This is a genomic window from Sphingomonas sp. H160509 (genome assembly GCF_024124765.2).
Taxonomy (GTDB): domain Bacteria; phylum Pseudomonadota; class Alphaproteobacteria; order Sphingomonadales; family Sphingomonadaceae; genus Sphingomonas.
Genome location: NZ_JAMXSR020000004.1, coordinates 21,726 through 41,543, shown reverse-complemented (window position 1 = coordinate 41,543; position 19,818 = coordinate 21,726). Strand labels below are relative to the sequence as shown.

Here is a 19,818-nt window from a genome sequence, read left to right as displayed (position 1 = left end):
CCGCTTACACGCACTCCTGTTCTGTAACAACGCGGACTTTAGAACGTGAAAGTAGCACCTGCACGGAAAGTACGGCCAACCACACCGGCGTAGTGCCAGCTTGGCAGATAGTTGATGCCCGAGTAGGATGCGTTTGCGATCGGCGCCTTTTCGTTGGTAAAGTTGCCAACGTTCAGGAAGAACGAAAAGTCTTCGTTCACCTTCATCGTCGCGTTCAGATCCGCGTAGATGAAGCGCTTGATATTGCAATACTTTGCAAGTGATGCATCCGATGGGTAACTATATCCAAGGTTTGCCGCAGCCGCACCGCAGGAAAGGTCAATGTTACCATTGGCATCGGCGGACTCTTCGTCGGCCGCGACCTGGCGAATTTTCGAAACATAATAAGCGGTCGCGGTCAGCGAGAGCGGTCCGATCTCGAGCGTGTTCTGCCAGTTACCACGCCACTTCGGCGTGCCTGCGCCCGAGGACAACTCGTATGGTCCGAGCGTACCGACATACTTGCGAACCACACCATCGCCGAAATCAACGTTAAACTTAAGGACCTGGGTCACGTCGAGGCGGCTGGTGAACTTGATGGTGTCGTTGATGGGCACGGCGGCCGTCGCCGAATAGTCGATACCCTGCGTCCTGAAGTAGCCGGCGTTGACGTAAGGCCCGTTGACCACAAGCAAGCGCGGCAATGCATCAGGGAACAGCGGATCGATCGCGTCGGTCACACCCACCGAGTATCCCGGAATAGCCGCTACCGCTGCCGTCGCTGCGGCCAGGTTCGTCTGCGAGTAATATGCCGCACGTGCATCACCGGCGTTCGGACCGGCCACGATCACATCCGTCTTCTTCACGTTGTAATAGTCGACGGTCAGACTGAATACGCGGTTCGGTGCGAACACCAAGCCACCTGTGAAGCTGCGCGACTGCTCCGGTTTCAAGTCGGGATTGCCCGAGAATCCGCCGCCGATGCTGTAGGGCAGGTTATACGGATTGTTGCTCGCCGTGCCGCCATGCTGTGCGACGAACGATGCGGGCAGCGAATAGGTTACAAAGCCGGGAAAGCTCGAGCGCGGGTTGCTCTCGGCGAAGGTCGGTGCGCGGAAACCCTTCGAGAAGGTACCGCGGATCGAAAGCTGCTCGATCGGCGTGAATTTGGCGCCGATTTTTGGCGAGAACTTGCTGAACCCTTCCGAATAGTGATCGTAGCGACCCGACGCGTTCACTTCGAACTGCTTCACGATCGGGGCATTCAGCTCGAAATATCCGGCCGACACGGTGTGCTTGCCGAACGCCGCTGCCGTGTTGCTGTAGTTCAGCAGATCCGGGTTTGTGCCGGGATTATCGAGCGTCTCGCGACGCACCTGTCCGCCGACGGCGAGCTGCAACGGACCGCCGGGCAGCTGGAACAGCTCCTTGGAGATCGACGCGTCGAGCGAGGCGAGCGACGTGGAGGCGCGGGCCATGATGTTCGGCGCAACCAGCTGGCGGGTCGCTTCGGTGTTCAACTCCGGGTTGACGAAGTTGTAGGCGCCGGTGTTCACCGCCTGCTGAAGCCCGGCAATGCTCGGCGTGCCGAACTGCTCGATCTTCAGATTGTCACGCGCACCGACAGCCTCGACACGCCAGTCCCAACCACCATCAAACCGACCATTGAAACCGATCGCGCCGCGGATCACCTCGTTGCCGCGATTGGAGCCGTTGGCGATATCGCCGAACAGATAATAGATGCGGGCCGCGGTGTTCTCGCCTGCGAGAGCGAACGGGTTGTTCGGGTTGACGACACCGTTTGCCGCGGAGCAATTGACGCCTGCGGCGCAGACATACTGCGGTAATACGATGCCCGGATTGTTCGACGCGGTCAGCGGCGACGCGCCATAAGGCTGGCGCTGCCGGATCTGGGTCGGCGAACTCGTCGGGTAGATGATGTTGACCTGGCTGTGCGAATAGCTGCCCAGGACATAAGCATCGATATTGTCATTGATCTTCAAGCTGAGCCGGCTGGTGAAGGAGAACTTCTCCTGCAACGGCTGAACCTGGCTATAATCGCTGATCAGATTGCGGGCGCAGCCGGTGCCCCGGTTGGCCCCGCTCGTCGACGTAAACGTGCCGGTAGGACAGTTGGCGTTCAACAATTGAAAATTGTAGAACGGCGACAGGATGGGCGCGCCGGTCGTCGGGTTTGTGCCACTGACGTACGTGCCGCTCGGCGTGTTCGTGATGCTGCCTGCAAAAGGATTGTTCGGATTGGTCTGCCCTGCGCGTACGACCACGGCGTTCGTCGTGGCGGTGGTTAGCGAACTGTCAGCGGCGTTGTTGTCGGCCAAGCCGATCGAAGATAGGTCGTTCGTATTGTACGGGAAACCGACGTCGCGACCAGAGATGCGACCATCGCGCTGGTATTCGCCATTGACGTAGAAGTTGAAGCCCTGCGTGTTGTAGTCGCCAATACCTGCCGTCATGTTCGCGCGGTACCGAGAGCCATAGCCCTTCTCGCTGATGCCACCCTCGGCCGTGCCGGTAACGCCCGTGAAGTGCTTTTTGAGGATGACGTTGACCACACCACCGATCGCGTCGGCACCGTAGGTCGACGATGCACCATCCTTCAGGACTTCGACCCGCTCTACCGCACTGAACGGAATGGAATTCAGATCGGTATACGAGTTATGACCATCGTCGTTGATGGGGAATGCGGACGAACGAAGCCCGTCGATCAGGATGAGTGTCGACGAAACGCCCAGACCACGCAGCGACACGGCGGAACCGCCGGCCGAGAAGCCGCCCTGAAAGCCGGTCGGGATCGAGCCCGCACTATCGGCAGAAACGGAACGCAGCGCATCGGCGATCGTGGTCACGCCCGCACGCTGCAGCGTCTCGCTGGTCAGGACGGTGACAGGCGAAGGCGTCTCGGTGTCTGTGCGACGGAACAGCGAGCCGGTGACAACGATCTCGTCGCCGGGCGTCTGCGCGGTCGCGGGATCAGTCTGGTCAGTGGTAGCGTTCACCGCGTTTTGAACCGGAGTAGCGGCAGGCGATTCCTGCGCCGGTGCCGGCGCGGGCGTTGTCGCGTCCTGCGCAAATGCTGCCGTCCCTGCGAATGCGAACGGCGTGGCCGCGGCAAGCAAAAGTGCTTTGGTCGTGAGCGAAATACTTTTCATCTTTATCCCCTACCTGAACCGGTCGGCCGCACTGCGATCCCCGGATGCGACGCCCCATTTCCATCACGCCTGAACGTGACCCCTGAAGGACGTAGCGAAAGGTAGGAGGGGGCTGTCCCAATCTGTAAAGAACGTAAGGGAGTAGGCTGACTTTGGCGAAGGGGCTGTTGCCCAAAAGACACGACAACAGTTTGCAAAGACCTACTTGGGCGTACACGTTGCGACAATAACGGGGCGCGGAAAGCGTTGGATCTGGCGCCGAAACGCGTACTTCATGTCTTGAAGTTAGAATTTTCATGATGTGGGTTGCCTTGATGGGACAGTCAGCTTAACCTAATTCTTGCATGTCGTTAGGGCCCCTTTCGACAGCTTACCTTAGGGCGGCTTCGGTCGCCCATTTTTGTGTTTGCCTGACGTCGCGTTGCACCAACCACCAAGGTCCGCAATCGGGATAGCCAGATGCTTTGCTCAGCGTCTCAAATTGGGTGGTTTTAGCCATTCCCAAAAGCATGGCGATATGGGAACGCCGTTCGGTATCTGGCCCGTTAGGCAGCCACCGCTTTCATCATGTCTCCAACCTTGTTTGCGAGGGCTTCGAGCGTGAACGGCTTGGTGAGCAGTTCCAAACCCGGCTCCAGATGACCGTTTCCGACTGCCGCGTTCTCTGCGAAGCAGGTAATGAACAGCAATTTCAACCCTAAGCGGAGCCGGCGCGCCTCGTCGGCGACCTAATGACCATTCATACCATTGGGCAGATAAGCCCATCCGGCGACGTACGACCGCGTTACGCTGTTCGTCGTTGATCGTAGCTGATCTGGAATGATCCCTCTCCCTAGTAGAGAGGATCAAAAACTGGCCGCCTTCAAACCGCCGGCGGCAGCCACGCTGTCTCGATCTCGCCGTATCGATCGGTAAACCCCGTTGCCGCGACTAGCGCCGCCTCGTCGACGATCCGGAACCGCCGCCCGTTCCGCTCGATCACGCCCGCCTTCTCCAGCGCCCGGATCGTCCGGTTCACATGCACCTTGGTCAGCCCGAGGGCATCGCCGATATCGGTCTGCGTCAGCGGCAGGTCAAAGGAATCGACGATCCCGCCTGCCGTCACCCTCAACCGCGCCATGATGTCGAGTAGTAGCGTGGAAAGCCGTTCGCTCGCCCCCATCCGCCCGATCGTAGTCAGCCGGTCGCTCATCGCGACGTTTTCGGCTGCGGCGATCGCATAGAGGAGCCCGGCGATCCGCGGTTGCGCGCGGAACAGCAGCCCGAGTTCGGTTTTTGGCAAATCGATCACGATGCAGTCCGAGATCGCGGTCAGCGTCGCTGCTGCCTGCGACCACGCCATGCTTGACGTCCCAATCAGGTCGCCAGCGTAGTGGAACCGCAGAATTTGGCGCCCGCCGGTGAACAGCTTGGTTGAGGAGTGCAGCCAACCCTGTCGCACGACATACAGCGCGTGGCTTTCACCACCTTCCGCGACCAGCACGTCGCCCGCACGCAACCGCCGCTCGCCGCGTTCGGCGTGCAGGATCGCCTGGCGTTCGGCGTCGGTGAGATCGAGATGCCGTCCCAGTCGTGCGATCAAACCGCTCAATTGCATGCTTTACCCTTTTCCTTGCGCGCGCCTATTGCCTTCTCGCCGTCAAATAATCGTGGCGTAGATCACCCTCTTCACCTGTAACATGCTCCATTCCATGTCTGATCATATTCCGGAATCAGCGCCATCCCCGCGGTGGAAAACCTCGCCCTATGACATACGCTATGTGGGGTATGTTCGCCTGGTGCTGCCTGGTTGGGGTTATCGGAATGAACGTAACGATCGGTGGTAGCGATGCGGCCGGAAATGGGCTGGCGACGGGCATAGCTCGAGGAATTTCCGGAATTGCCTTGATCACCGCAGTGACTGTTACCAGTCTGTATCTGATAATCCGGTGGAGGCCGTTTCGCTATTTCTTCATAATCTTAATGGCGATTATCACTTTCGGCATGACCGCTATTTTGTAACAAACAGGAGCGTGGCTAGTTTCTTACAAGTGAATTAGATTACGTTTTGAACATTCGTAGCATGCCCTCTTCAACCCCAATTCAAATTCTAGAATGGATCATCAAGCGTTGACATACAAACCCCGGCCAGCTTTCGCGCGACCGGGGTTTACGTTACCTTGATGCAGGGTCGATCACATAGGGCGCTTTTTCTTCGACTTGGTCTTGGTCGTCGTTGCCGTCGTTTCGCCCGGGGTCTGGGTCGTCATCGTAGAATCGGTCGATGTGGACGAACTTGCCATCGGGTCGGGTGCGGGGGGCACTCGCCATCGGATCGGGCGCGGTCATTGCCGGATCGGAGGCGGGCGGAGTGGACGTGCTAGGCGACGCAGGATTTGGCGTTGTCGTCGCAGGAGCTGAGGTAGTCGGAGCACCCGCCGTGGAAGTGGTCTGTGCAAGTGCCGCAGACGAAAGTGTGATGGCGGCAATAGCAGTAAGGGTTGCAATACGCATAGGTCTGTCCTTCTAGTGACGTGACCTTTAAACCGGTCGAATCTATAAACGCTCTATTTACCGCTTTAGACCCTCCGATTGTCGCTTAATTGTAACCGTCCGTCATTTATATTGGGCGTAATCTGGCAGTTCATCGCCCGCTAACACTAGCTCGATCACCACCGACGACGAGAGTACCAAGGGAGCTCGAGACCAAACCCAAGCCTTTGCGAGCGCCGTAAGCTGGGATCGCCATGGTTTTTTTCAAATCTTTCGGAAATCTCACAGGTAAAGGCGGTTATGAAATTGCGGCAACGGCAACTGCCCGCTTCATCATGAGGCAGGCGAAGGCAACGACGTTGAATGCTGCGAGTGTTTTGGCGTAGCGCTCATAATATTTGACGAGGCGCTGGAAGCGGATCGCCCCGGTGCAATTTAAATCGTTTCAAGGCCCCCCGTCTGCCCGTCTGGCATTCTCGGTGCGATAATGTCTTTAAGGGCTCGCGCAGTCTAGAAATTGATCCTATTCCCAGAATCGAAGCTGGCACGGGCCGCGTCGCAAAAAGGGTCCCTTTTGCAACGTCAGGGACACCCATTAGTGGACGTTGTATACGGTCAATGAACTGAGCTTATACAAGAGACACGCCTTGCCAACCATGTAGCAAGAGCTGGCAACCCAAAGAGCAGCGGTGACAAGACGGCGAACTTTGCAATTACGGTTTCCGGTGGGCTCAATATAAGAAATGATGCTGGAATGATATAAGCAGCCAGCGTCAGCAACCAAATCAAAGACAATCGAACGCCACCATCTAACGCCCGTTGGCCGAGCAGGATGCCAATACCGATCGGCAGTGCTATGAGCGAGAAATTTAATAGTCGGTGTTGTAGATCGCCAAACGACAAAATAATCAGCTGCGCCTGAAACAGAAGAACTACACATATTATCGGTATAAAGTGCTTTGACGTCAACGGGCTATTTGTCTTCATCGCACCAGATTCGCGAACATCAAGAAATATTGAGTAAATTAGAGCGCAATTTAATACGATGCTGAGACAGGCAGGGATAATCAGCCAAGCGGGCACAGGGTGATTAGTTACGGGCTTAACGACAAATATAAAGCTTCCCCCGATCCCAAAAGCCACAATTAGACTACGAACTATATTGGATCGCTTTTTTGCTGTGCATCTTTGCGGAGCTAGTGGCCTTTATCGAACGGATCAACTCAGTTTTCGAGCTAGGGCGATTGTCCGCTGACTTCTTCATCTCGGTCGTTCGTGATGCAAAAATCAAAAGTTTTGCATCAAGTCGGCGGGTACGCGATCGGCCGGAATCGCCCCGAACAAATCTGGACGCATTTAGGCTTAGGTGACATCGTCTGCGCGGCAATGACGCTGCGAAGGAATGGCCTGTGCTTCTTTCGATCCTCACCTTGGTCCTCGCCCTTGAAGGTTCATTGGCCAAGGATGTTTCGGCACCCCGCACGCTCGAAATCGATGTCGAACTGTCCGAATTCACACCGCCGCGCCGGCTGACCCTCGACCTAGTTAGCGGCGGATACCGGATCATGACGCCGGCTGGGATTGTTTGGCCCACTTATTATCCTCAACCTAAGGATCGGAGCGGCACGGTTCCCGCACCTCGCCTTGCCGCTATCCGCTCCGCGTTCGACGCTGCGCTGCGCGAGGGCGTGGGCTATCCCGATTGCGAGGGCCACAAGCATCGACTGCAAGACCTCATCATCACCAACGCTCCGATCCCGGTGATCATGATCCGCAACGGTGCGCGGCGTCTGGTCGCCCCTGCCGATTGGTCATGCATCACCCCCGCCGCGCGCCGGCTTCAGAGGCTGGTCGATCGTAACATCGAAGGTGTAGCGCCGTAGCAATACGCACGCGCTACCGTTCCAATAATTCGGTCGTAGCGGCTAGCTATCGGGCAGACTGATTTATCGCCCTCACGTTCGGAGAACGCCGTGTTAGAAGCGCTCTGGTCTGCATTATCGCATCCAAACACCATTGCCGGCCGTGACGGTATCGGCACTTTGGTACTGCTGGCTGCTATCGTGGCACTAATCACCGCTGGATTTATGGCGACTGCAGGACGGCGGGTGATGGGGCATAGCTCCATTATTGCCATTCTGCTTGGGGCTGCTTTCTTGCCATTCATCATGAATGTGCTGGCGTTTGTAGCAACACGGAGCAACCCCGAGGGTACTGACGGAGGTGGCATCCTCGTTTTTGCAGTACTCGTGCTTTCGGTCAGTGCCCTTCCGGTAACGCTGGCAACAAGCGTGCTGTACGTTGTCGTCCGGCGGAAAAGATTGGCCAACTGACGGACTTGAGAGTCACGGCGCGTCAAGCTCGTCTACCAACTTTCGCGTCCACGATGCAAAAATCACAAATTCTGCATCAGCCTGCAATGTGTTCGCCGAGTAATTCGGCGGACGGTCGCAGGTTATCTAAATGTTAACCATATTCTGCCAGAAAGGCCTGGGACGACTCTCCCTCCCTAACCTCGATGCTGAGCGCCTTTGCCATGTAGCGTACCCGGCCGGCGCTCAGCCCTTTTTCGCCTGTATCCTTCTGACGGCCTACAGAGCCATTCAACGGCGGGCCGAAGGTTTGGATGTACCAAGGCATGGCCCAAACCAATCATCACGAGTGACACCACCGAAAAAACGCTGACAGGTTCCAAATTACGCAAGCCCGAAAGCGGTTAGCCGCGTCGCAAAAGGGGTCTATTTTGCAACGCAGGTTTCGGCGCATGGTGCGACCTAAGGGGTGACGATCGCGGCTACGATACGCTCTGAAAGACGGAGAGGCCGGAATGTGCAACATCCCTTGGGACGATCGCGCGCTATTGTGGCGGCGTAGAGCGTCTAGGAGATACCGAAACGAAGAGGATCTGCTATGCACAGATACTCTTCGCGAAGCAGTTCGATTGATAGCAGCGTTGCGACCGACAGACCGAAATCGGCTTCGAATCGACCTACCTGATCGTACAGTTTGGCCTTTCGGATTCTTTGGTAGACTCCGACTTACTAAATTAATCGAACAGGAGCAGATTACCCCCGAGCTGCCTACCGTCTGAAATGCAAAGACACGGGCATTCTGATACAAAAATCAAAGGTTTTGCATCACGAACGAGATCCCGGCGGTCGGCTATCAGTTAGCTATTGCTGACATCAATTATGACCGAGGGTGAAGTGAACTGTTCGTAGCGTACAGGCTTGTGGCGCCAGTCGAATATCGAAACGATCGCGCGCACGCGGTATCGCCCAGCGCCAGGGAATATCGTGTGGGGGGTTTTCTTTAAGCTTTACCAACATCGGTTTTTCATGACCTACCTTCGTCAAGTAGGTAGTGTCAGTAATGGGCGGAGTGGGCGGTGATCCAGCCGGCGGAAACACAGGCAAGACAGGTATCCCGTCGATTGTTGAAACCTGCAAACTTATACCGCGAGTGAAAGACATGGCGGGATCGAGTCCAACCTTGTCGACGCTTGTAATACGAACGGCTGCGTCAAAGTCTTCAGCTATACCTTGTTTATTTGATCGTGGTTCCAGCACCACGGCTAGCTTGATTTTCTTGCCGACCGGCCAATCGGCTTGAGCTGGTGGCCAGAGCGCCGTCGCCGCAGCAATAAGCATCAAAATGAAAATCACGTGTCAGCCTCCAAGCACGATGCAAGCTCTATGCATGCCATATAGATTAGCGGCGGCTCGGTCGTAAGCGCTTCTCTCACCAATGGCGGCTAACGCCTTGACCTGAAACGACCGCATCTAAACTCAGCACGGCATGGTTTTGATGCGGAACTCACGAATTTTGCATCATGATAAAAACGGTCGAAAATCAGGCGCTTCCGTGATGCATAAATCCAATGCACAACCGGTGCATGATTTACGGCTACGCACGCGTCTCATCTACCGGTCAAGACCTGGCGCAGCAGCTCGCCGAACTCAGCGCAGCCGGCTGCACGAGGATCTATCAGGAGAAAGTCAGCGGCGGGACGACCGAGCGCCCGCAACTCAAGCGTGCGATCGGTGTGCTTGATGCCGGCGACGTGTTGATGGTGATGGCGACCGATCGTCTCGCCCGCAATACCCGCGACCTGTTGAACATTCTTTATGCGGTGAAAGAAGCCGGTGCCGGCTTTCGCTCGATCGCAGAGCCGATGGTGGACACCACGTCTCAATTCGCAGAGGTTATCATTGCCGTGCTGGGTGTGGCGGCGAGCTACGAGCGCCATCGTATTAGCGAGCGCACCGCTGCCGGTAGGGTCCAAGCCAAGGCCCGTGGCGTGAAGTTCGGCCGGCGCGCTGCCCTTTCCCCTCATCAGCAGGCGGTGGCGCTACAACGGCTCGCTGATGGCGATACGCAGCGCACCGTCGCAGCTCTATTTGGTGTCGATCAGGCGACGATATCCCGGCTGTACCGAACGCAAGGGGCGGACCCCGCCTAACAACTTTTGACGAAAGCCGGCCTGACACGACCACCCATCCGTCATCAGCGGGCGTCGGTGACGAGCGGTCGGGCAGCTTCGAAGGCGTTCCGTCGCAATCCACCATATAATGAGCAATGGCGACTGCCGTCTGAATGGGCGAGCACGGATCGGCCCGATGCGAACGCATGTACTGCCGAGTGTTCCCAAGTAGGTAACGGCCCGCCCCCAGTGGTCAGGCCAAGGGCGGACCGGCCGGCCCAAATGCATTCGGGGTACCCAACAGCGACTGAACGGGTCGGCGGCCAAGTAGGGCTCACCCGAAAGCGGATATATTGGGTGCATCAAGCCGGCATCCGTTCCGAAACACCGCGCAGACGATCCAGACGGGCGGCGCAGATTTCTAACGCCGGCGATTTTCGCCGCGAATGTGATGCAAAACTCGTGACTTTCGCATCATGCATGTCGGATCGCTGTAATGCGACCTTGGCCAAGCGATGCCAATTGATGGAATGCCAAGGTCATAGCGATCGAGTATGCTTGCGCGTGGAATTCTCGACGGCATAATGTAGATAAAACGGGGAGGCAGTCCGTGCGGAAAGCGATGTTTTTTCTCGCTGCTGGCGTGGTTTTGGCTGCGGCCGGGGAACCCGCTGCGCCGAGTGACACGGCCGACAAGTACTTTCAGCAAGCTCTGGGTCTAATCAGGCAGCATCACCGCAACCGCAGCCAGGTAAATTGGGCGGAGTTAGTCCCGCGCGCGCAAATCTTAATGGCTGACGCGAAGCGACCTGCAGATACCTATCCTGCAATACGCTTTATCCTCGGAGCGCTGCGCGAACCCCATTCCTTTTTGGTTGAGCCCTCCTCTATTCCGACCAACAATGACAGCGCGTCTGCGAAGCCAAGCGAAAGATCACCTGTCAGCCCCCCGATGCCAACATCAAAGATTACGGACGGGCGGTTTGGTTATCTTCGCCTTCCAGAGTTAAATACTCTGGGATCGGATGGGCAGTCGTTGGGAGCCGCATACACCTCATCAGTGCGCGGCGCTCTCCTACGTATGGAGCAGTCTCCCTTGTGTGGCTGGATCATCGACCTGAGAGGCAATGGCGGCGGCAACATGTGGCCAATGCTTTGGGGTTTGGATCCTCTGCTCGGGAAACCGCCATTCGGTTTTTTTGTTCTCCCAGACGGCACCAAGCAGGCATGGATCCGGTCGATGGGGAATATCTTTCCTTCTGCCGAAGCGCTTCCACCGAGCCCGCCTGCCTTCGAGATCAAGCAATCCCTCTGCCCCCGTCGCCATTTTGATCGGGCCGCGCACAGCCAGTTCCGGTGAGATGGCGGCAATCGCTTTCATTGGGCGCCCTCATACCCGCGTTTTCGGGTTGCCTTCCGCTGGTCTTACTACCGCGAACAAGGTGTACCCGCTCAGAGATAGAGCATTCCTCGTGCTAACCGAGACCAGCGTTCAGGACCGAACGGGAAAGGACTACGTCGGCGCAATTATGCCGGACGAGCAGTTAGGATCCGCGGGCACAGAGACTGCTGCGCAACGCTGGTTGGCAGACCAGTGCGCTCAGCAGGACAGCGCCAACCACAACCAATGAAATCATAGACGTGCTGGCCGGCAGCGGTGGTCATCGTCCCAATATTCCTGATGCAAAACTTTTGATTTTTGCATCATGAATGTCCGGAATGAGAAGGAAAGCGGCCCGTCCGCTATTGGGCAAAAGATACCGCGTTGTGAACCATCTGACTAACCTACAACAACGGCATTTTGATCAATGAAGACAGCAGGCAGATCGAGTTATCTCAAATTAGGTTTGTCACGTTGACGAAGAATGAAGTCCGTCATGGCGATCCACTGGGAAATTGCTGGAACCTGCTCTTCAGTGGCATACAAGGCTTTAAGCAGGAAGCGGTCGAGGTCAGTTAAACTGTTGGGTTTATCTTCAGTCATACCAACATCGAACAGCGACATAATCGTTCCACTAGTTCCATCTTTCGTATGCTCGGGGTTAGATAACACTACCATAGTAAGGTAGGCGTAGAGTTGCTCCCACGTTACATTGCCACATCGAGGTAAATCGACAATTATTAGCAACCGATCTTTGTTTTCTCTCGATGGTTGGGAAAGCCGAGACGCGACGCCCAAGCGCAATTCTCTGACCGTGCCCACGGTCCATCGTACCGGTTCGGGACCTAGCAGTTCTGCCCGGTCACGCGAGCGCGGTCTTCCGTATCGGGCAACGTCCCGAAACATATTGGGTTGATGACGCAAGAACTGACTCGCGAGCGCGTCTGCTTGTCCCGAAATGAAGATTTCGACATTCGGAGAACATGATCCGCCCCTCAACTACACCCCTACCGCTCGCGCATTCAGTTTGAGTGTGTCAGCGAGAGAGTAGGCTCGGTCTGGCAGCACGCCTCGCACGGCAATGCATATAGAGGTGTTCCAACGCGGAATTTGCGCACCATTAGCGGCAGTCATTCGATTTACTGTGCCGTTAATTCGTGCTCTCGTCGTACCCATCACGACGATGTCTTCGGCCCCTGACGTGGATACCGACTTAACCTGATCGGGTGCCGCCTGCGCAGGTGCTGAAATTAGTGATGCTACGAGTGATAAACCGAGCGAAGACAATTGAAGCAGCCGTTTGATTCTCGTCATTTCGGCATCCTGACGTCCGCTAATAGGCAGGGCAAGAGCGTTTGAGAACGTCCGAACGTGGGCGTTCTCGTACGATCCCGCATTCTCATGAGGGATCGAATTTCGGGAATGTCCAGGATGGGAAGGTTAGCGGCTGGGCCGCTTTCGGTCCGCGATCCGGGTAGGCGGACGTTTGTTTAGTAGGAAGGCAACGGCCGATTAGCGGCAACCCAATTGGTTTGCGACAGTTCGCTATGCAGCTAAGCTAGTGCTTTGATGGCAAGGTAGCTGACTATGTCCCTCATTGCTGCATTAGTTGCGATTTCTCCAATCGTTGCGATGTCAGGCGTCGAAACTCCAGTCATAGTTGTTAAACATTTATTAGAAGCAAGCGCGAGGGACGATTGGACTACCGTACTGGCTATGCTGACTACTGACGCCACCTTCGGGATGGGTGACGTTGGCGGACCGCTAAACAAAGACTCAATATCGATATTAAGTGCACTTGAAAAATATGGTTGCCGCATAATATCTATGCGAAAAACAAATTTTAGGATACCTAATAGAGATAACATGCAATTTGTTGATGTTAAACGTGCATGCCCGTATGGAGCGGTATCAGCCAAATCTGGCGAGCACGAGCTTACCACTACCTATTTCGTTATTGGGAAGAAGGTAGCCGGCTTTTACTTGCAGATAAATCCTGCACCCAAACCATAGTGTATTCGGCGGAGGAAAAATTCCGGTTTGCCGGCAACTGGGTCGTAACGAGAAAATTTCTCGCTCTGATGTCAGCGAAAAAGTCGGCGCCTGCAGGCTGAACAAGCGGCTGCTCTAAGGCGCCCTGCATTAAGGCGAATAGGTCTGTAACTGGGCGTTCTTGCCCGAGCCGACATTCTCGCGAGGGATGGTAAAATGGGAATCCGCGTAGGTGTCCACTCGAAGACACCAAAGCACGAAAGGCGCTTGCTGCGCGATAATACCGTGTGTATTACCTTGATAGTACACGTGGTGGTGAGGCTATGAGCAAGTTGGTTCGAGTAGCGTACATGATGGCCCTGCTGCCCATCCCCGCAACAGCCCAGCAGGCTGCTCCCACGCCATCTAGGATCGCTGTGGTCGAGCAGGGGCTGACGTCTGCCGTTGTACTGGCGGGTACACCAGCACCACGCCGCACGATCGAAGCGGAGATGCGCCGGCTGAATGTGCCTGGCGTCAGCGTCGCCGTTCTGCATGGCGGCATCATTGAATGGTCGAAAGGGTACGGGATCACGCGAGCGGGTGGGCCATCCGTAACGCCATATACGCTGTTCCAGGCCGGTTCGATCAGCAAACCGATTACGGCGCTGGCTGCGTTGCGCCTCGTCCAGCAGCACCACTTGACGCTGGACGGCTCTGTAAACGCGCAACTCAGGGGATGGAAGCTGCCTACGCCACCGGGTGAACACGTCACGCTGCGCGAATTGCTGTCGCATACGGCGGGAACCACGGTGCATGGCTTCCCAGGCTACGCTGCGGGGATCACTGTGCCGAGCGTGGACGACGTGCTTGCCGGACGTGCCCCTGCAAACACCAAGCCGGTTGTTGTGGATACGAAACCGGGGACGATGTGGCGCTATTCCGGCGGTGGCTACACGGTCATTCAAAAACTGATTGGCGATGTGACGGGCAGGCCATTCACCGAGGTTCTTCGAGACGAGGTGCTTCAGCCTGCCGGCATGACGCGCAGCAGCTTCGCGCAGCCGCTCGACGCCGCTTCGCTGGCGACTGCCGCATGGCCGCATGACGGGTCGGGCAAGCCAGTGCCCGGCGGGCCACACACCTATCCAGAGCTGGCCGCCGCTGGTCTGTGGAGCACCCCAAGTGATTTGCTGCGTTTCACTATGGCCGTGCGAGACAGTGCGCGCGGTGAGAAGGACAGCATTCTCGCTCAATCGCTGGCGACGGTAATGCTCACACCCGGCAAGGGGGAATGGGGCCTCGGCGTTGAGGTTCACCCGACACCTGCCGATCGCGCCTTCGCGCATGGCGGCAGCAACGAGGGATACGAGAACTTCATGGTCGCCTATACCGAGTCGGGCGACGGGGTGGCGGTCATGACGAATGGTGCCCAGGGTGCCGAGCTGGGATCAGAAATCACCCGCAGCGTTGCCGCCACCTACGGCTGGCCGAGTTACCACAGCATCGAGCGCGCGAGCGTGCCGATCCCGGCCGACATCCGCGCTCGCCTAATCGGAACCTACGCCGTGTCCGATCTCGGCTCCTTTTCGATCACCGCGAACGGACCGAGCTTGGCTATTTCGCTTAAGGAGGGTGTCAGCGAACCTCTCTATGCCTCGGCACCTGACAGCTACTTCGTCCTTTCAACCGACTTAGTACTGCGTATGAATAACCGTGATCCTAAGGCCACTGGGCGGCTCGTTATGGGATCTTTCGACTGGCCGTTCGCAAGAGAAACGGATGCCAAACCTTAAATTCTGACATTCCTGATTGGGAACGATCAGCGGGACGGCTTGGACGTCTCACAAGGGATCCGCTCCGAGAAAGCCAGATCGGGCGGGAACGTCCAAAGACGGTCGTTAGGCGGCACCCTGCTCCGCTTGAAAGGGGACATATCGTTGCATATCGTCGCGTTTCCGCGGAAAAGGTGAACAGCATGAAAAAGAGCATTCTGATTACCCTCACTGCGCTCGCAGTAAGTGGATCAGCTCAAGCTGCGTCTTCCGATGCTGGAACCATAAACGGGATCATAAAGAACCTGAACCTGACCAGTTTTCCAAATTCTGTCGGTCCACGCCGGTTGGCGGGTAGGACAAGCTTCGCCGACTATGGGTTCGTGATGGTGGAAAAGAGCGCGAAAGGCGCGAGTATATTCCGCAGGGACAAAGGATGGGTGATGAGCTTTCGGGTATTATCAGCAGGTCCGGGTTCCCTACGGCTCTGCTTTCATGATCGTGGTCTCGGCCGGTCAGGCGACGCGACCGTACCTACATACAATGCAACTTCTGCACTCGTCGTTTCGAAATCGCCTCGCGGGCTTTGGACAGCCAAGCAGGTTCGGGCGGGGTTTGCGAACTGTAAGAACGACCCGACGGCCGTCTAGGCGAGAAAATTACTGCGGAGACGCCTGCTCGCCTGCAACCATAGCGTCGTTTTAGCTTGCCTATCCGCAGAATGCGCGGAGGTCTGTCTGAATGGTCTGCATCCGGTGAGGGGCATCTGGCGGGTGACGGTCTGAGCTGAGATGTTAGCCACAGTGCAAGCGCTGTGGTTTGCACCGTGGTTAGAGACGTGGCGATGACCCAGATCACTGTACTGTCCGGCGTTGAGCGGCGTCGCCACTGGAGCGACGAGCGGAAGCTTGCCCTGGTGGAGGCAGCCATCGTGCCTGGCGCGTCGGTTGCCGCTATCGCGCGCGCTGCCGATATCTCGCCCTCGTCGATCTACCGTTGGCGACGCAAACTGTGCAGCAAGCTTGCGCAGCCGACCGGCTTTGCAGCCGTGGCCGTTCATGCAGATCCGCCCGAGATCGACCACGGTGCGTCCGACATGCTGGTCATCGAGCTCAGCGGTGTGACCATCCGTGCGGCTGGCGGCGTGTCTGCGAGCTTGCTGGTGGCGGCGTTGCGCGAGCTCAAAGCATGATTCTTGTTCCGGGCGGGGCCCGGGTCTGGATAGCCGCCGGCAAGACGGACATGCGCAAGGGTATGTCGTCGCTGGCGATGCAGATCCAGCAGGGTTTCGGACGCAACCCGCATGCCGGCGACCTTTATGTTTTCAGAGGTCGCCGCGGCGATCTACTGAAGATTCTGTGGCACGATGGCCTCGGAATGTCGCTCTACGCAAAACGGCTGGAGCGCGGTCGGTTCACCTGGCCGGCGACATCTGACGGCGTCATTTCGATCTCGGCGGGGCAACTCGGCTTCCTGCTGGAAGGCATCGACTGGCGGAATCCACAATACACGTTCAGGCCCGAACTGGCGGGCTAAAACGCCCGGTTTTCCTGGCGTTTTGGCGCTAAACTACTCGACAAATTGACGGTTTTCTGCTGTAAAATGAGCTTCGATGAACACCGGCATCGAGGCCCTTCCCGATGATATTGAAGCGCTCAAAGCGCTGCTGATCGCCGAGCGTCACACTGTCGTCATCGCTCGTGCAGCTCAGCTCGAGGCCGAGGCACTCGCCGCCATCGCCCAGGCTCAGGTCGCCGATGCACACGCCATCATCGAAGATCTCAAGCTACGCATCGCCAAGGCACGCCAGGACAAATGGGGGCAGTCGTCCGAGCGGCACAGGCAGTTGCTCGACCAGCTCGAAATGCAACTCGAGGACGTTGTTGCCACTGCGACCGAGGATGAGCTCGCCGCTGAGATAGCGGTCGCCAAAGCCAGTGCAGCTGGCGTTCCCGTGGTGCCGTTCACCCGCAAGAAGCCGACCCGCGCTCCGCTATCTGCCGATCTCCCCCCGCCACCGCGTCGTCGTACCCGCCCCAGAGAGCTGCCCATGCTGTCACGGTGCAGAGCTAAAGAAGATTGGCGAGACCATCACGGAGAGCCGCGAGGTCGTTCCCCGCCAGTGGATCGTCGTGCAGACGGTCCGCGAAAAGTTCATCTGCAAGGCCTGCGAGACCATCACGCAGCCGCCAGCGCCCTTCCACCCCATTCCGCGTGCATCTGCTGCCCCCAACCTGCTGGCGATGGTCCTGTTCAACAAGTTCGGCCTGCACCAGCCGCTCAACCGCCAGAGCGAGACCTATGCCGCCGAAGGCATGAACATCAGCGTGTCGACTCTTGCCGACTATGTCGGCCACGGCACCGTCCTGCTGCGCGGCCTGGTCAATCTCATCGAGGCGCACATCCTCGCCGGCGAGCGCATCCACCATGACGATACGACCGTGCCGGTCATGGCAGCCGGCAAGACCATAACGGGCAGGATCTGGGCATCCGTTCGCGACGACCGCCCCTTTGGCGGGACCGACCCGCCCGCCGTCTGCTATTACTACACCCGCGACCGCACAGGCGCCCATCCGCAGCGGCAGCTTGCTCGGTATGCCGGCATCCTGCAGGCGGACGCCTATAGCGGCTATGACGCACTCTACGCCGCGGGCCGCAAGCCAGGACCCATCCTGGAAGCAGCGTGCTGGGCACACGCCCGTCGCCCGTTCTTCAAGGAAGCTCGCCTGAGCCGGACGCCGCTTGCGGTCGACATCGTCACCCGCATGGATGCGATCTTCGCAGCCGAGCGCGTGATCTGGGGTCGGAACGCAAGCGAACGGCTCGCCGCGCGGCAGGTCTACGTCGCCCCGCTCGTCGCCGACCTTGAGCAGTTCCTGCGCCAGCAATATGGCCGCCTGTCGCGCAAGGGCGATCTGGCCAAAGCCATCAGCTACATGCTGTCACGCTGGGCTAGCTTTGCCCGCTTCGTGTCTGACGGCAGGATCTGCATGACCAACAATGCCGCGGAACGCCGGGTGAGAACCGTCGCGGTCGGGCGCCGGAACTGGACCTTCTGCGGCTCTGACCGCGGCGGTGACCGTGCGGCCGCCATATACACGCTGATCCAGACCTGCCGCCTTAACGACGTCGACCCGCATGCCTGGCTCCGCGACGTCATCGCGCAGATCTCCGACCATCCGCAGACACGACTTCACGAGCTGTTGCCGTGGGAGTGGAAAGCTCGACAACAGCGCCCCGAAGCCATCGCGCAAGCCGCGTAGCATCAGTCGCGCCAAACTAGAGGGGCGCTCACCGAATGCATACTCTGAATGGGTGAATCGCAGGCTAAAATCGGACGGGCGGCTTTCTTCCCATCCCGGACATTCCTGATGCAAAAATCAAAAGTTTTGCATCAACGTTATCGCGTGGGCAGGTCGACAGCACGGCTCCGGCTTTAGCAGGAGAGGCGAGGCGGGAAGCGGTACGTCGCCGGCATCGAGAGCGCGGCGACTATGTCTTGATATTATACGGACGTCGAGTCGCATAGACGAATGTGTTTGCCATTGGCATCCGTACAATCGTGCCGAAAGAACCATTATAAAATACGGATATACTGTCACCTATCGAATTGAGTGATTTGATATCTTTATATTTAATGTCTTTTTCGATAAAGCGATTGTAAGGATTTACACTTTCTATCACCTGTAAACCAGATTCTCTAGAATACTTGAATATTATCGCTTCTGATAAAGAGCGAATGTATACCTCGTTTAATAAATATCCGTAAAAATCGGGGGAGCCGAAAGGGTGCCTTTTTATATTCCATGCGATACCTTGAGCCATAAAAACAGTTTCCCGACGGACACGATCTATACTTTCACGTCGCGTCGGCTGAGGAACTTTCCAACCGCTATATTCTTTTGAGTTGTTAATAGATACTTTAGGTATATCCACACCTAATCTTGTTGAGACGCCTTTTGAATTTTCCGAAACGGAGTGGGCCTGTGTAGCAATTGACACTGTCGGAACGTCTTGGCCAACTAGGGCGATCAGGCAGATAGCAGCAATCATGGTCAATCCTTTTGGGAGGCTCGTTGCCCATACAGAAGGCACCGCGACGTCGCTGTCTTGAGGCTGGTTTCTGCCGTCCGGAAGGTCCGGAATATGAGGTACCAGTAATTGGTCCCCTTCAGCGCCCGCCAAAAGCCGTGCCGCGGCCAACGATGTGGAGACACCCAATTTGGCACGCGCCATCTTCAGCCGCTTCTCTACGGCATGTGGCGAAATGCCTAGATCGGATGCCATCTCCTTTGCGGTCTGAGGTAGCAACCGGCGGCGTAAGCACTCTTTTTCGTTTGCGGTTAATCTAGCGAGGGCGGCTTCTGCCTGCTTGTCAGTCTGCGTGTTGTGGGCGTCGCTCATGCAGCCCTTGCTACAGCAGCAACGCCTGCCTTCCACGAGCTTAGTGTCGCTGATACGGAATTCACAATTTTTGCATCAAACGAAAAACCGTACAAAACCGGGCACTTCCGTGACCCATAAATCCAGTGCACGTTGCTGGCATGATTTATAGCCACGCACGCGTTTCACCCACCGACCAGGACCTGGCACAACGGCTCGCCAAGCTAGATGCGGCCGGTTGCACCACGATCTATAGCGAGCAGG

General features: G+C 57.1%; 18 protein-coding genes. 10 read left to right on the top strand and 8 right to left on the bottom strand.

Translation table 11 applies throughout. The features are described from left to right. Positions 1 to 38 precede the first annotated feature (38 nt). The 4 genes from NHF48_RS23375 to NHF48_RS23360 all read right to left on the bottom strand — a co-directional run bounded on the left by NHF48_RS23375 (position 39) and on the right by NHF48_RS23360 (position 6,704). On the bottom strand, positions 39 to 3,149 hold the full coding sequence (locus NHF48_RS23375) for a TonB-dependent receptor plug domain-containing protein (RefSeq protein WP_253072803.1): 3,111 nt from the start codon (positions 3,147 to 3,149) through the stop codon (positions 39 to 41). Between the two features lie 545 nt (positions 3,150 to 3,694). Next, entirely contained in the window at positions 3,695 to 3,838 is a 144-nt protein-coding gene (locus NHF48_RS23370; protein ID WP_263817123.1) for a hypothetical protein, read from the bottom strand. Positions 3,839 to 4,011: 173 nt separating this feature from the next. Beyond that, positions 4,012 to 4,740: a Crp/Fnr family transcriptional regulator gene (locus NHF48_RS23365; RefSeq protein ID WP_263817122.1), complete on the bottom strand. Its 729-nt coding sequence runs from the start codon at positions 4,738 to 4,740 to the stop codon at positions 4,012 to 4,014. A 1,496-nt stretch (positions 4,741 to 6,236) separates the two neighbouring features. Further along, entirely contained in the window at positions 6,237 to 6,704 is a 468-nt protein-coding gene (locus tag NHF48_RS23360; protein ID WP_263817121.1) for a hypothetical protein, read from the bottom strand. A gap of 326 nt (positions 6,705 to 7,030) precedes the next feature. On the opposite strand from NHF48_RS23360, the gene NHF48_RS23355 reads away from it, so the two are divergent. Further along, a complete protein-coding gene (locus tag NHF48_RS23355; protein WP_253072798.1) occupies positions 7,031 to 7,504 on the top strand; it encodes a hypothetical protein in 474 nt (157 codons plus the stop codon). A gap of 90 nt (positions 7,505 to 7,594) precedes the next feature. Then, positions 7,595 to 7,954: a hypothetical protein gene (locus tag NHF48_RS23350; protein ID WP_253072797.1), complete on the top strand. Its 360-nt coding sequence runs from the start codon at positions 7,595 to 7,597 to the stop codon at positions 7,952 to 7,954. Positions 7,955 to 8,806: 852 nt separating this feature from the next. On the opposite strand, the gene NHF48_RS23345 is transcribed toward NHF48_RS23350, so the two are convergent. After that, positions 8,807 to 9,286 (bottom strand): hypothetical protein, encoded by a 480-nt coding sequence (locus tag NHF48_RS23345; RefSeq protein WP_253072796.1) that lies wholly within the window; start codon positions 9,284 to 9,286, stop codon positions 8,807 to 8,809. Between the two features lie 230 nt (positions 9,287 to 9,516). On the opposite strand from NHF48_RS23345, the gene NHF48_RS23340 reads away from it, so the two are divergent. The 3 genes from NHF48_RS23340 to NHF48_RS26375 all read left to right on the top strand — a co-directional run bounded on the left by NHF48_RS23340 (position 9,517) and on the right by NHF48_RS26375 (position 11,675). Continuing rightward, a complete protein-coding gene (locus tag NHF48_RS23340; protein WP_253072795.1) occupies positions 9,517 to 10,083 on the top strand; it encodes a recombinase family protein in 567 nt (188 codons plus the stop codon). Between the two features lie 571 nt (positions 10,084 to 10,654). Next, positions 10,655 to 11,404 (top strand): S41 family peptidase, encoded by a 750-nt coding sequence (locus NHF48_RS25600; protein WP_253072794.1) that lies wholly within the window; start codon positions 10,655 to 10,657, stop codon positions 11,402 to 11,404. After that, a complete protein-coding gene (locus tag NHF48_RS26375) occupies positions 11,373 to 11,675 on the top strand; it encodes a S41 family peptidase (protein ID WP_446741243.1) in 303 nt (100 codons plus the stop codon). The genes NHF48_RS25600 and NHF48_RS26375 overlap by 32 nt, the downstream gene beginning before the upstream one ends. 200 nt (positions 11,676 to 11,875) lie before the next feature. Here NHF48_RS26375 and NHF48_RS23330 read toward each other — a convergent pair whose 3' ends face one another. Then, positions 11,876 to 12,049, bottom strand: coding sequence for a hypothetical protein (locus NHF48_RS23330; RefSeq protein ID WP_253072793.1), 174 nt, complete (start codon positions 12,047 to 12,049; stop codon positions 11,876 to 11,878). Between the two features lie 963 nt (positions 12,050 to 13,012). Between NHF48_RS23330 and NHF48_RS23325 the strand changes: the two genes are divergently transcribed. The 4 genes from NHF48_RS23325 (at position 13,013) to tnpB (ending at position 16,707) form a co-directional block, all read left to right on the top strand. Continuing rightward, positions 13,013 to 13,438, top strand: a complete 426-nt coding sequence (locus NHF48_RS23325) for a hypothetical protein (protein ID WP_253072792.1) — start codon at positions 13,013 to 13,015, stop codon at positions 13,436 to 13,438. Between the two features lie 302 nt (positions 13,439 to 13,740). Next, positions 13,741 to 15,192, top strand: a complete 1,452-nt coding sequence (locus NHF48_RS23320; RefSeq protein ID WP_253072791.1) for a serine hydrolase domain-containing protein — start codon at positions 13,741 to 13,743, stop codon at positions 15,190 to 15,192. An 823-nt stretch (positions 15,193 to 16,015) separates the two neighbouring features. Beyond that, positions 16,016 to 16,363, top strand: coding sequence for an IS66-like element accessory protein TnpA (gene tnpA, locus NHF48_RS23315; RefSeq protein ID WP_253072790.1), 348 nt, complete (start codon positions 16,016 to 16,018; stop codon positions 16,361 to 16,363). Next, positions 16,360 to 16,707, top strand: a complete 348-nt coding sequence (gene tnpB / locus NHF48_RS23310) for an IS66 family insertion sequence element accessory protein TnpB (protein WP_253072789.1) — start codon at positions 16,360 to 16,362, stop codon at positions 16,705 to 16,707. The genes tnpA and tnpB overlap by 4 nt, the downstream gene beginning before the upstream one ends. Positions 16,708 to 16,735: 28 nt before the next feature. On the opposite strand, the gene NHF48_RS25595 is transcribed toward tnpB, so the two are convergent. Further along, positions 16,736 to 16,936, bottom strand: a complete 201-nt coding sequence (locus NHF48_RS25595) for a hypothetical protein (RefSeq protein WP_253072845.1) — start codon at positions 16,934 to 16,936, stop codon at positions 16,736 to 16,738. On the opposite strand from NHF48_RS25595, the gene tnpC reads away from it, so the two are divergent. Next, positions 16,841 to 18,434 (top strand): IS66 family transposase gene (tnpC, locus tag NHF48_RS23300; protein WP_253072837.1). Its coding sequence is split into 2 segments (ribosomal slippage): positions 16,841 to 17,179 and positions 17,181 to 18,434, totalling 1,593 coding nucleotides; the frame shifts between segments, so codons are not numbered across the junction. The genes NHF48_RS25595 and tnpC overlap by 96 nt on opposite strands. A gap of 229 nt (positions 18,435 to 18,663) precedes the next feature. Here tnpC and NHF48_RS23295 read toward each other — a convergent pair. Next, entirely contained in the window at positions 18,664 to 19,575 is a 912-nt protein-coding gene (locus NHF48_RS23295; RefSeq protein WP_253072788.1) for a sigma factor-like helix-turn-helix DNA-binding protein, read from the bottom strand. Between the last annotated feature and the right edge of the window lie 243 nt (positions 19,576 to 19,818).

Coding starts and splice junctions, on each gene's coding strand:
- NHF48_RS23375 (WP_253072803.1), bottom strand. CDS start 3,149: ATGAAAAGTATTTCGCTCACGACCAAAGCACTTTTGCTTGCCGCGGCC.
- NHF48_RS23340 (WP_253072795.1), top strand. CDS start 9,517: ATGATTTACGGCTACGCACGCGTCTCATCTACCGGTCAAGACCTGGCG.
- NHF48_RS23330 (WP_253072793.1), bottom strand. CDS start 12,049: ATGTCGCTGTTCGATGTTGGTATGACTGAAGATAAACCCAACAGTTTA.
- NHF48_RS23325 (WP_253072792.1), top strand. CDS start 13,013: ATGTCCCTCATTGCTGCATTAGTTGCGATTTCTCCAATCGTTGCGATG.
- NHF48_RS23320 (WP_253072791.1), top strand. CDS start 13,741: ATGAGCAAGTTGGTTCGAGTAGCGTACATGATGGCCCTGCTGCCCATC.
- tnpA (WP_253072790.1), top strand. CDS start 16,016: ATGACCCAGATCACTGTACTGTCCGGCGTTGAGCGGCGTCGCCACTGG.
- tnpB (WP_253072789.1), top strand. CDS start 16,360: ATGATTCTTGTTCCGGGCGGGGCCCGGGTCTGGATAGCCGCCGGCAAG.
- NHF48_RS23295 (WP_253072788.1), bottom strand. CDS start 19,575: ATGAGCGACGCCCACAACACGCAGACTGACAAGCAGGCAGAAGCCGCC.